Source organism: Clostridium luticellarii (assembly GCF_002995845.1).
GTDB lineage: Bacteria > Bacillota > Clostridia > Clostridiales > Clostridiaceae > Clostridium_B > Clostridium_B luticellarii.
In genome coordinates this window covers 1-12,635 of the sequence record NZ_PVXP01000023.1, presented here as the reverse complement: position 1 = coordinate 12,635, position 12,635 = coordinate 1, and the positions used below count along the sequence as shown (strand labels likewise).

The window sequence follows — 12,635 nt, the reverse complement described above, 5'->3', positions numbered from 1 at the left end:
AAAATTCATCCATATATACTATAATATTAATAAGCTCAATTTGTATTGGAGGTTTATTTAAATGAAATTCGATGAATTTAAATACGAAAGACCAGACTATGAGAAAATCAAAGCATCAATTAGTTCTCTACTGCATGAACTTAAAATCTCTGACAGCTGTGAAAAACAGCTTGATTGTACAAATCACATAAACCAAATCAGGAATCACCTGCAGACCATGGGAACTCTTGCTGAAATAAGACACAGCATAAATACAGAGGATAAGTACTATGATAAAGAACAAAACTACTGGGATAAATACTCACCATTATATGATGAACTTGATTTTTCCTTCTATAAAGAGCTTGTTCATTCAAAATTCAGAAAAGAATTGGAAGAAAAGCTTGGAAAGCAATTTTTCACTCTGGCGGAATTTTCCCTGAAAGCTTTTTCACCAAAAGTTATAGAAGACCTGCAGATGGAAAATACCCTCTCTTCACAATATACAAAATTGCTGGCTTCCGCAAAGATTCCCTTTATGGGTGAGACCAGAAACCTTTCCGGATTGACACCTTTCATGCAGAGCAGAGACAGAGAGGTGAGAAAAAATGCTTCAGATGCCAAATATAAATTTTTTGCTGATCATGAAGACGAAATTGACAAGATATACGATGATCTGGTAAAAATCAGAGATAGCATTGCCAAAAAACTAGGTTTCAAAAATTTTGTGGAACTGGGTTATATAAGAATGAAAAGAAGTGACTACACTCCTGAAATGGTGGCAAACTTCAGAAAGCAGGTGGAAAAATATCTTGTACCCGCTGCTTCAAATCTCTATAAAAGACAGGAAAAAAGACTTGGCCTTGACAAGCTTGCTTATTATGATGAAAATTTTGAATTCACCACGGGAAATGCCAGACCTAAAGGAAGTTCGGAATGGATAGTTGAAAATGCCCGCAAAATGTACTCTGAATTATCCGAGGAAACCGGTGAATTTTTCAATTTCATGCTGGAAGAAGAGCTTTTGGATCTTGTAACCAAAGAAGGTAAGGCCGGCGGCGGATACTGCACCTATATACCTGATTACAAGGCACCTTTTATATTTTCAAATTTCAATGGCACTTCAGGAGATGTGGATGTTTTGACTCATGAGGCAGGGCATGCCTTTCAGACTTATATGTCACGATGGATTGACATTCCCGAATGTATTTTTCCAACCTACGAAAGCTGTGAAATACATTCAATGAGCATGGAGTTTTTTACCTGGCCCTGGATGAAACTGTTCTTTAAAGAAGATGCGGATAAATACAGATTCGCCCATCTCGAAAGTGCTGTAAAGTTTATTCCCTACGGTGTTACGGTGGACGAATTCCAGCACTACGTGTATGAGAACCCGGAGGCATCTCCCGAAGACAGAAAAAGAGCCTGGAGGAGCATAGAAAAGAAATATCTTCCCCATAAAAATTATACGGGATGTGATTTTCTTGAAAGAGGCGGCTGGTGGTTCCAGCAGTCCCATATATTCAATGTGCCTTTTTACTATATAGATTACACGCTGGCGCAGATATGTGCTCTTCAATTCTGGAAGAAAGCCATGGACAACAGAAAATACGCCTGGAATGATTATATAAATATATGCAAAGTCGGAGGCACAAAGTCCTTTTTGGAACTGGTAAAACTGGCTAACCTTAGATCTCCTTTCGAAGATGGATGCATAGATTCAATCATGAACTCCATAAATGGCTGGTTCAATTTAATAGATGACAAAAAACTGTGATTTTAAAATTTCACCAGAGTAAAATTTTACTCTGGTGTTTCTTCATTTTCAAAATATACTTACAGGTCCAATTTTTCAAAAGATCTGGCGGATTTCAGATACGAGAAGAATGTCATCAGCAGATATAAAATGATTCCCCCAATTAACACTGCAACCTTGTATGAAATGAAATCCGGATCTCTGGTATCAAGAACATTTTTCATAAAAGGTACAATATGCACACCTGATTCTGCAGCCAGCATAAATACGGCAATTGCAGCATTGGCATGGCCTTTTCAAGTCCGTGTTCTCCATATAAACTACCATTCCTTTCGCTGTGCTCAAGGCACAAAAATTAATGAGAGAGTGATTAAAATTATGGCTTATTGTAAATAATATAGACAAGTATACAGGTGTACTACAGAGCATGGCGGGGTGAGTGTGATTGCACTTTACTTAGACGGGAAAGAGGGAATAATTCCTTTTCTTTAGTCGATTACAGATGACCTGGATGGATTGAAATAATGGATAAAAGTATCATTAGGAAATCTGAATTCTAAGGAGTGCAGACAAAACCTTGGATTTGCAACTTAGCTGGTCCAAGAAAATGTCCGCACCCCCATCTCAAAATATTTATAATGTATTGCTTGAACCTAGAACACCGCCTATTTTTTTCTCGACCAGTTCCTTTATCAAATTTCTTCCTGCACCTAAATATTTCCTTGGATCTATTTCAGATGGTTTTTCTACTAGAACTTTTCTTATTCCTGCAGTCATTGCAAGCCTTAAATCTGTATCCATATTAATTTTGCATACAGCCATTGAAGACGCTTTTCTTAACATTTCTACTGGAATCCCCTTTGCACCAGCTATTTTTGCACCATACTTGTTACAAACTTCAATTGTATCTGGATCAACAGCTGAAGCCCCATGAAGGACTATTGGAAATCCCGGCAACTTTGATTGAATTTTCTCTAATATATCAAATTTTAGTTGTGGCTTAAAATTCACCGGGAACTTAAAAGCTCCATGTGATGTTCCTATAGCTATGGCCAGTGAATCAACGTCTGTACTATTAACAAAATCAACAGCCTGATCCGGATCAGTGTATATATTCATATTACTTTGAACATTATCCTCTACTCCAGCAAGCACTCCCAGTTCAGCTTCTACAACTACACCACAAGCATGAGCATACTTAACAACTTCTCTGGTCTTCCTTACATTTTCTTCATAATCATAGCGGGAACCATCAAACATTACAGATGTAAATCCGTTTTCTATACATATTTTTACTGTGTTTAAATCTGGCCCATGATCTAGGTGCAAAGCGATATCTATCCCCGTATCCGCTACAGCAGCATCCACCATTGCTTTCAAATACCTAGGACCTATATATTTCAATGCTCCCTTCGAGGCCTGGAGAATCACAGGTGATTTTTGAGCCCTGGCTCCCTCTACAATCCCCTGTATTATTTCCATATTGTTAACATTAAAAGCTCCTATAGCATACTTGCCTTTGTAAGCTTTTTCAAACATTTTCTTTGTAGTAACTAATGCCATATCAATACCACCTTCCTAATAATATAATTTTACAAGAGCTGATTTAAAAGATCATATTCTTTATCTTTAGCTGAATCTATACAATTTACTCTTTTAAAATCCACATCTATTATTTTATTGTTTCTGATTCCTACGGCTCTGCATGTTTCTCCCAGTCTCAGCAATTTTACAGCTCTAACACCCATTTTACTTGCTAAAATTCTATCAAAAACTGATGCTTTTCCGCCTCTCTGTACATATCCCAAAACTGTACTTCTTACAGCGATATTCAGCTTTTTCTGTATATATTTTTCAAGTTCTTCTATATTATACATTCTTTCGGTTATTATTATTATGTTATCAAGTTTACCTTTATTGATGTTATCTTCCAATTTTAAACATATAGTGTCAAAATTCAATTTTCTTTCAGGGGTAGATATTATCTCGCCGCCACCAGCTAAAGCAGAATACAACGCCAGATCCCCACAGTATCTTCCCATAACCTCTACAATAGTTGTTTTTTCATGAGAGGAATCCGTATCTTTTATTTTATCTATACAATCCATAACAGTATTTAAAGTCGTATCGAATCCTATGGAGTACTCAGTATAAGCTAAGTCATTGTCTATTGTCCCAGGAAGTCCTACAACATTGACTCCTAGCCTGCTGAGCTTTTCTGCTCCATTAAAGGAACCATCTCCCCCAATCACAACTAACCCTTCTATGCTAAGTCTCTTTATAGTTTCCAAAGCACTTCGCCTTCCCTGCTCCTCCATGAATTCAGAGCATCTGGCAGTTTTTAGTATTGTTCCCCCTTTTTCTGCGATTCTATCGACTTCATGACCTCCTAGAAGTATTACCTCACCATTTATCAATCCTTTATACCCATGCTTTATTCCTAAAACTTCTATTCCATAATGATTTGCTGATTTAACTACCGCTCTTATTGCAGCATTCATTCCCGGAGCATCTCCTCCACTTGTCAAAACACCTAATCTTTTCATTATCTCTCATATCACTCTCTTTTATCTAAATTTGACTTATTCAAATTTTCAATAATTTCTTCAGCTATTTCGATCCAACTGTCAAAATTTTATTTCGCTACTTGATATTTATATTAAAGTATTTCTTCTTTCCTTATCAAGGACCACAACTTTACCTGAGGCCTTAATTAGAAACCCAATAATAATGCCACCTAATGCTAACACAACTGCAAGGAATATCATACTTGCATTAAAGGAACCTGTCATATCTTTAATATATCCAACAATGTATGGTCCAAAAAATCCTCCAAGGTTACCTATGCTGTTTATAAGAGCTATGCCACCTGCTGCTGCACCAGTTAAGAATGAAGGTGGGATTGCCCAGAATGGTGAATATGAGCCAAATGCTCCGCATACAGAAATAGTTAATAATAAAAATGCTCCTATTACACTGAATTTGGCAACATAAATGCTTACTGCCATGGCTATTGCACTTATTACTAAACATCCCAAAACATGAAAACGTCTTTCATTTGTCTTGTCAGAATGATTGCCAACAAGATACATAACAATCATAGCACAAAGATACATGGCCCCTACAAGCCATCCTAAACCCATAGTACTGAGTTTAAATGATGCAGACATTCCTTTAGTAATAGTCGGAAGAAACATATTTATTCCGTAATAACCTGTCATCCAGCAAAAATAGCCCAGGGACATTACCAGAACATCCCTATCCTTTAAAGCATCTATGAATGTATAACGTTTTGCTTTCTCTTTCTGAAGTTTTTCTTTTGTTGTAACATCTATAAGCCAAGCTAATTCTTCTTTCGTCAGCCACTTTACATTTTCAATTTTGTCATCAAGGTAGAATAAGCACACTATACCTAAGATCAGGCATGGTACACCTTCCAATATGAACAGACTCTGCCATCCTGCTAGTCCAAATATATTTATACCCAACAATACAGTTGCTATTGGAGAACCTATCGCATTGGCCGTCGGTATTGCAAGCATGAATCCTGCTATAGCTTTTGCATGGTTCTTACTCTGATAGAAATTGCTTAAATACCATACCATGCATGGATAAAAACTAGCTTCCATCGCTCCTAAAAGGAACCTAACTATATAAAATTGCATTGGGGTTTTTATAAGAGACATAATCGCTGCAATAAATGCCCAGGAAATCATTATTCTTGCAATCCACTTTCTCGCTCCCCATTTAGTCATCATTGCGCTTCCTGGTACCTCAAATATAAAGTACCCTATAAAGAATATTCCAGCCCCAAAGCCATAAACAGCACTTGAAAAACCAAGATCTGCATTCATTGTCAATGCAGCAAATCCAATATTTACTCTATCCATTATTGATATTGCAAAGCATATGAACAGAAATGGAATTAGCCTTAATGTAACTTTTCTAACCGTTGAAGCCTCAATTTGTTTTACGTCCACAATAACACCTCCAAAAATTAATAACTCTGTAACTTTTTCTAGTTTTTCATCAAATGTCTTTATTTTCTGTTAATCCAATTGAATATATATTTTCTTCACTTCTACCCTAATACAATTTTATTTACTTCAAAATATAAGTTTAATGCGATTCTAATGTACTTAGCAAACGATTACCATTACACTAAAATAATAATTTTGAAAATTCATTTTATCATTTTAATATAAGAACATAAATTTGATAAAAAATTATTAAGAATATTACTTTTATAATATAGGATATCTTAGTATTCGACCAGATATCCTATGCTATAATTATCACAGAAACTTTATAGATTAATCCATGTGCTGTCCACCGTTGATGTCTATATCCTCACCTGTTATATATGAAGCTTCCTCTGAAGCAAGGAAAGCAACCGTCGATGCAATTTCCTGTGTTTCCCCTGGTCTTCCCATAGGTATATTCCCAATAATTGCATCGGCCTGTTCTTTTGGAAGCGATTTCCATATTTCTGTGTTAATAAGTCCTGGAGCAACACTGTTTACTGTTATTCCATCAGGTGATACCTCGCGGGCAAGGTTCTTTGAGAATCCTAATACTGCAGCTTTTGATGCTGAATAATGTGCACCGCCAAATATTCCACCGCCTCTCTTGCCTGATACTGAAGAAAGACTTATTATTCTGCCATATTTTTGTTTCTTCATGACTTTCATTACAGCTTGAGTACATAAAAATAACCCGAACACGTTTACGCCGAATATTCTTTTCATATCATCCAATGTCATATCCTCAACAGTAACTTTTTGTGAGATACCTGCATTGTTTACAAGGATATCTATTCTTCCATATTCTGCAATAACTTTCTCTACCATGGCTTCATTTGATTGCTTGCTTGTAACATCCAATGTTACGCCTAGAGCTTTTCCTCCAGCCTTTTTAACAGCCTTTACAGTATCCTCTATACCTGCAGTATTCAAATCTGCTATAACAACTGCAGCTCCCTGCTTTGCAAGTGTCAATGCGATAGTACGTCCTATCCCCTTTGGTGAACCAACTCCTGTTACTATTGCTACCCTCTCGTTTAATTCAAACATAATTTATCTCTCCTCATAATTTATTTAACATATTGCTATATTTTTATAATCTTTTGTTACTTTAACATTTTTCTAGCTGTTTTTATTATATTAGCTACGGTAATTCCGTTAATCTCCATAAGCTTTTCGTAAGGTGCAGATTGTCCAAACTGATCTTGGACCCCTATTCTGACTACCTTGCCTTTTCCTTCCTCTGCAACTACTTCACACACTGCACTTCCTAGGCCATTTATAACGTTATGGTCTTCAACAGTAATTATCTTTCCAATATTCAAGCATTCAACTACTGCCTCTCTATCTAAAGGCTTAATTGTATGCATATCTAATAGCTTTACAGAAATTTCTTCCTTTTCTAATTCTTTGGATGCTTCTAATGCTAGACACACAGTATCTCCATTAGCAATAATAGCTATATCTTTTCCCTCTTTTATCTTCTTTGCTTTGCCTATTGTAAACTCTTCATCTTCACCATATATCACTGGAATAGCATCTCTTGTAAAACGAAGATATACAGGTCCATAAATTTCTGCTGCTTGTTGTATTAGCTTTCTAGCAGAATAATAGTCAGCACCCATAACTACTGTCATGTTTGGAAAAGTTCTAAGGACTCCCATATCTTCTATACACTGGTGGCTGGCACCATCATTAGCAGGAGTAAGTCCACCGTGAGAACAAGCAATTTTCACATTTAGGTTTGGATAACAAACCTCTTGTCTTATCTGCTCACCCATTCTTAAAGAACCAAATATGGCATATGTACTTATAAATGGTATCTTTCCTGTTGTAGCAAGGCCTGCAGCAACTCCACAAGCATTTTGCTCAGCTATGCCAACATTTATATGTTGATTAGCTAACTGCTTTGAGAATTCTCCAGTCTTACATGATTTACCAATGTCTATATCAACAACATATATATTTTTATTCTTTTTTCCCAATGCTAATATTTCGTCTCCAAAAGCCTGTCTTGTTGCTTTTTTCATCATACTCATTACTTTAAACCTCCCTCTAATTCTTCCATAGCTTGTTTATATTCTTCATCATTAGGAGCAACTCCATGCCATGAAGCTACATTTTCCATAAACGATACTCCTTTGCCCTTCACAGTATTCATTACAATACATTTAGGTTTATCATTCTTTGCTTCCCTTATATGGCCCAAAGTTTCAACTATCTCCTCCATAGAATGTCCATTAATTCTTTTTGTTTCAAAACCAAATGCATTAAATTTCTTTTCTATATCTTGACTTGGCATAATATCTTTACAAGCACCATCACATTGAAGTCCATTATCATCAACAAATACAACCAAATTATCTAATTGATATTTAACTGCAGTTTCAACTGCCTCCCATATCTGTCCTTCTTGACTTTCTCCATCCCCCACTATAACAAAGACCCTGTAATCCTTTTTATCACGTTTGCCAGCAATGGCCATACCAACTCCTACGGAAAGACCTTGTCCCAAGGATCCTGTAGATATGTCTATTCCTGGACACTTATTCATGTTTGGATGTCCTTGAAGGATTGATCCATACTTTCTTAAGGTGTGTATAGTTTCATATGGGAAAAATCCCTGTAATGCTAATGCCGCATACTGAATTGGACAAACATGGCCTTTAGATAAAATAAATCTGTCACGATCATCCCAATTAGGATTTTTAGGATCAATATTCATTTCCTTAAAGTAAAGTGCCGCTACTATATCAGCTGAAGATAGGGAACCACCTGGGTGCCCAGATCCTGCTTCATAAATCATAGTAAGGGCTGTTTTCCTGAGCTCAATAGCTTTTTGTTTTAATTCCTCAACACTTATATCCTTCACATCAATCACCTCGTTAAATATTTATCCGCTTGTGTACTTGTCTACTAAGTTAACTTATAATTTTATTATACTCTGAATTCAATTTCTGTCAATAATAAATTTTTTAAAAATCAAAATGATACCGACTTTGAAATATGTTTCTTCTTCTTCGAAGCCAAAAAAATTTTTCTACCACGATAAGAACAAAACTTGGATAAATTATTATTATGAATTTCTTAGCCAATAAGCTTTCCTTTGGAGTTAAAAGAGAGGTTTCCCTAGAGAAAAATACTGAAGAAATTATATGGTATTTTCAAGAACATTATTAACAATTTTATACCCGCGGATATTTAAAATACAATCAGAAAAATAATTTATCAACCAAAAACGTCATCAAAAAGAAGGGGCTGTCGCATTAGCATAAAAAAATAAGCTAATGCGGCAGCGCTTTTTTAGTATCTTATAAGAAGTTTTATGATATTTTAAGTCCCAATAAGTTCAATAATTAGAAAATGGCATACTTTAATAAGCCTTCACTTTAAGGCTTTTTTTTAATTCAAAAAGTTTTTAAGATTTCAAAATTAGGCATTTTTTTAAGTAAGAAAAGATGAGTTTCAGTTCTATCTGACTGAATTTTATTATGCAGCTTATTTATATTATGTGCCATTGCCAATAGAATACTTTCAGACAAAACATTCCTTTTACCTTTGCTTAGAAATCTACGAAAACCCACATCTTGTTTTATCTCTCCAAAAGAACCTTCTGCTTGAATACTTCGATTCATTCTTAGTTCACAACCTTCTTCACTTATAATTCTTTCAAGGTTTTCTTTGTGAAGCATGTTGAACAGCTTTGAGGTTTCAAGATTTTTAGTTCTTTCTTCTAATGGGGTTTTGCTGTTGTGCCCTTTTATACATTTGCTTTTGTACTCACAGTTACTACAATCTTCACATGTATAAATTGTTTTTTCACTTACATAACCAGTTCTGCTCTTTCTTTTTATTATTCTATTTACAGTTAACTTCTTATTATTTTTACAAGTATAATAATCACCAAATTTGTTGTATTCCATATTTCCTATCCGGCTTATATCATTTTTATATTTTCTTGTTTTTGATATCTCATAATTTGATGGTTTAATATATGATAACTGCCCGTTCTCCTTAACATAAACATAGTTTTCTTCACTTTCATAACCTGCATCTGCAGTAATTTTAAAATACTTAAAATACAAGAAGTTCTCCATGCTTTTTATAAATGGAATCAGCATTGTTGTATCTGTAGGCTTAGCGCCTATAGTAAGCCATACTATATATTCAGAATTAACTCCATGTTGAACATTGTAAGCTGGCTTTAACTGATCATTTTTCATGGCATCTTCTTTCATCTTCATAAATGTTGCATCTTTGTCTGTCTTTGAATAGCTGTTGCGTTTACCACAGATATATAGTTTTTGTGTATATTCTTTTAACTTATTAAGATATTTCTCAAGCGTTTCAATAGAACGTTGAATTGATGTTTTTTTTACCACACCCATGTACAAATTCTATATTTTCCTCATGTTTCAAGGCATAAAGTTTCTTGCGCAGCTTCTTTACATGTTTTATTTTTACTCTATTTTCATATATAAGTTTTAGTCCATGCATTTCTTCACATTCAGCTACAAAATCAGCTAATTTAGAAAGTAGCCTTGCTAAATTTTTTGAAACTGACTTTTTCCAAACGAAAGTATATTTGTTTGCACAAGCCTCTATTTTTGTACCATCAATAAATATAGCATCGCCTGATATTTCTCCAATCTCATAAAGGAAATTTGACATTTCTGCCATGATTGTTTCTGAACATGGATCAAAATGAATACTGCGGAATCTAGCAAATGTAGAATGGTCTGGTACAGGTAAACCTTCTAAAAGATACATGAAGTTAACATCTCTATAACAGGATTGTTCCATTGCTCTCGATGAATATTTGTGATTCATATAAGAATAAAGTACAATTTTAAGCATCTGATGTGGTGTTGCCTGATTCTCCCTTATACGGGAGTAAATCGAATACAAATCTGTTAAATCCATCTCCTCAATAAATTGACTTAGCAAACGCACCGAATCATCATCTGGAATCATGTACTCAATATTTAGCGGAAGTTTTAATTGATAATTTCCACTAATTGAAGTATAATTTTTGTGTAGATTAATGTATTTTCTCATATGTTAATTTTGCCATAAATCTCTCACCCTTCCGAGTGAGAGATTTATTTTTTATATAATAAAAAACTGCCGCACTAATTTTTTAGTGCGACAGCCCCATATTATACCTTTTATTCTTTCCAATATCTGTCGTACAGTTTATACATGTGTTTGGTCATTTTTTCCATTGCCTCTTCACCATTGTGATTTTCAATGGATTTGACAATTGCCTTATGCTCATTTACATTGATATCTCTGTATTCCGGTTTAGTAAAAGTTCTATCACAAATGAAAGTCCACATTTCCTGCTCTTTCATAGCATTATTTATATCACTTATAAATTTCATAAACAAATCATTATGAGAAGCTTTTGCTATCTCATTGTGTAATTTTTGATCTGTTTCCGGGTTGTAAATACCCTTATTTGCCTCTTCTTCAAACTTTTTTTCAATCTTCCGCATGTTTTTAATTTCCTGATCTGTAGCTCTCTCAGCTGCAAATTTAGCAATTATAGGCTCGATATTCATCCTTGCTTCAACAATCTCTTCTGGAGTCACTGATTCCAGTACCGCGTTTGACTTATTATCACCGATAGTTGGTTGAGTACTCATGACAAAAACACCCTCTCCCTGACGAGAATAAATATATCCATTCAGTTCCAAAGCACTCAGAGCCTGCCTAACGGGTGCACGGCTTACATTAAACTGTATGCACAGCTCCCTTTCCGGTGGTAATTTGTCACCTATTTTAAATACCCCCAATTGGATTTGTGAAAGAATCTGATTGTAAATTTGTAAATACAATTTTTTGCTCGATACTGGATTAAAACTCATGTAATCACCTCATAGAAAAATTATAATTCGTGCTTATATTACAAATATAATTTTGTGTATTTTTTAACTTTATATAGTAGATCATTTAATACTTTTTACTTTTTCTTAATATAATATAAAGTATATTATATTTTTTGTAACTTGTCTACTTACTGAACAAATTACTTATGATAACGTGAGTTTGATGAATTAATGAATTAAATCATGTATTATCCTCTTGGATAATACATGATTACTAAAACTCCGATAAGCGCAATGGCTCCTCCAATTAAATCAAACTTATCAGGAACAACATTATCTATTTTCCATCCCCATAGGATTGAAAGAAGGATAAATATTCCACCATATGCTGCATATACCCGTCCAAAACTAGCGCCTGGTGGTTGCAATGTGGGTACTACTCCATAAATTATTAAGCTTACAGCTCCAGCTAAACCGTACCATATGCTTTTACCATCCCTGAGCCACAGCCATACGAAATATCCTCCTCCTATTTCAAATAACCCTGCTAATATAAAATAAAATATTGATTTAAGTATTTCCACCAATAACACCCTCTTAACTCTTAACTGCCAAACTCCATCTTGACCCCAAAATTGCCTGATTCATACCTCAGGAAAAACTATATTTTAATAATTATACTCTCAAAATTTCCCTGGTAATATAAAGAAAATATTTAATCTATTATTATATATAATTACCAATTTATATAATACATTATTGCTTATTCAAATGTCCAGTGATTTTGTTTATTAAGATCCTACTTCGCAATACATTGATCTACTATACCCATAAGTTTTTTATCTCATCTGCTATTATAATTCCCACAAAAATTCCTGCCAATATAAATATGAAGGTATACGGACTTTTAGCCGTAGGGATTCTAATAGCATCCTTTATTTCAGCACAAGTTACTACAAGATTGTATAATAAATAAAAAAAGTCATATATTTTTTGTTATTTGGTTTACTTTATAGTATATTTACATAATATTTATAATGTAAATAT

10 protein-coding genes and 1 pseudogene are annotated in these 12,635 nt (G+C 34.4%); 2 read left to right on the top strand and 9 right to left on the bottom strand.

Features of this window, described 5'->3' with window-relative positions; translation table 11 throughout:
* Positions 1–61 precede the first annotated feature (61 nt).
* Both CLLU_RS09255 and CLLU_RS09250 read left to right on the top strand, forming a co-directional pair.
* Positions 62–1,756, top strand: a complete 1,695-nt coding sequence (locus CLLU_RS09255) for a M3 family oligoendopeptidase (protein WP_106009463.1) — start codon at positions 62–64, stop codon at positions 1,754–1,756.
* Between the two features lie 129 nt (positions 1,757–1,885).
* Complete coding sequence (locus tag CLLU_RS09250) at positions 1,886–2,131, top strand: hypothetical protein (RefSeq protein WP_106009462.1); 246 nt, start codon at positions 1,886–1,888, stop codon at positions 2,129–2,131.
* A 237-nt stretch (positions 2,132–2,368) separates the two neighbouring features.
* Here the strand turns inward: CLLU_RS09250 and fba are convergent, their stop codons facing one another.
* From fba to CLLU_RS09205, 9 genes and pseudogenes are all read right to left on the bottom strand, one after another.
* Positions 2,369–3,298 carry a class II fructose-1,6-bisphosphate aldolase gene (fba, locus tag CLLU_RS09245; protein ID WP_106009461.1) on the bottom strand — a complete coding sequence of 310 codons (930 nt, stop codon included), beginning with the start codon at positions 3,296–3,298 and terminating at the stop codon, positions 2,369–2,371.
* Between the two features lie 29 nt (positions 3,299–3,327).
* Positions 3,328–4,281: a 6-phosphofructokinase gene (gene pfkA / locus CLLU_RS09240; protein ID WP_106009460.1), complete on the bottom strand. Its 954-nt coding sequence runs from the start codon at positions 4,279–4,281 to the stop codon at positions 3,328–3,330.
* A 108-nt stretch (positions 4,282–4,389) separates the two neighbouring features.
* Complete coding sequence (locus tag CLLU_RS09235) at positions 4,390–5,715, bottom strand: MFS transporter (protein WP_106009459.1); 1,326 nt, start codon at positions 5,713–5,715, stop codon at positions 4,390–4,392.
* A gap of 333 nt (positions 5,716–6,048) precedes the next feature.
* Positions 6,049–6,807, bottom strand: a complete 759-nt coding sequence (locus tag CLLU_RS09230; RefSeq protein ID WP_106009458.1) for an SDR family NAD(P)-dependent oxidoreductase — start codon at positions 6,805–6,807, stop codon at positions 6,049–6,051.
* Positions 6,808–6,863: 56 nt separating this feature from the next.
* Positions 6,864–7,796 (bottom strand): transketolase family protein, encoded by a 933-nt coding sequence (locus CLLU_RS09225; RefSeq protein WP_106009457.1) that lies wholly within the window; start codon positions 7,794–7,796, stop codon positions 6,864–6,866.
* Positions 7,796–8,629: a transketolase gene (locus tag CLLU_RS09220; RefSeq protein ID WP_106009456.1), complete on the bottom strand. Its 834-nt coding sequence runs from the start codon at positions 8,627–8,629 to the stop codon at positions 7,796–7,798. The genes CLLU_RS09225 and CLLU_RS09220 overlap by 1 nt, the downstream gene beginning before the upstream one ends.
* 535 nt (positions 8,630–9,164) lie before the next feature.
* A pseudogene (locus tag CLLU_RS19520) lies at positions 9,165–10,815 on the bottom strand (IS1182 family transposase).
* A 110-nt stretch (positions 10,816–10,925) separates the two neighbouring features.
* Positions 10,926–11,627 carry a FadR/GntR family transcriptional regulator gene (locus CLLU_RS09210; protein ID WP_106009455.1) on the bottom strand — a complete coding sequence of 234 codons (702 nt, stop codon included), beginning with the start codon at positions 11,625–11,627 and terminating at the stop codon, positions 10,926–10,928.
* Between the two features lie 209 nt (positions 11,628–11,836).
* The gene (locus CLLU_RS09205; RefSeq protein WP_106009494.1) at positions 11,837–12,172 is read right to left on the bottom strand and encodes a YnfA family protein; all 336 of its coding nucleotides are present in this window, start codon (positions 12,170–12,172) and stop codon (positions 11,837–11,839) included.
* Between the last annotated feature and the right edge of the window lie 463 nt (positions 12,173–12,635).

Coding starts and splice junctions, on each gene's coding strand:
- CLLU_RS09255 (WP_106009463.1), top strand. CDS start 62: ATGAAATTCGATGAATTTAAATACGAAAGACCAGACTATGAGAAAATC.
- CLLU_RS09250 (WP_106009462.1), top strand. CDS start 1,886: ATGATTCCCCCAATTAACACTGCAACCTTGTATGAAATGAAATCCGGA.
- fba (WP_106009461.1), bottom strand. CDS start 3,298: ATGGCATTAGTTACTACAAAGAAAATGTTTGAAAAAGCTTACAAAGGC.
- pfkA (WP_106009460.1), bottom strand. CDS start 4,281: ATGAAAAGATTAGGTGTTTTGACAAGTGGAGGAGATGCTCCGGGAATG.
- CLLU_RS09230 (WP_106009458.1), bottom strand. CDS start 6,807: ATGTTTGAATTAAACGAGAGGGTAGCAATAGTAACAGGAGTTGGTTCA.
- CLLU_RS09225 (WP_106009457.1), bottom strand. CDS start 7,796: ATGAGTATGATGAAAAAAGCAACAAGACAGGCTTTTGGAGACGAAATA.
- CLLU_RS09210 (WP_106009455.1), bottom strand. CDS start 11,627: ATGAGTTTTAATCCAGTATCGAGCAAAAAATTGTATTTACAAATTTAC.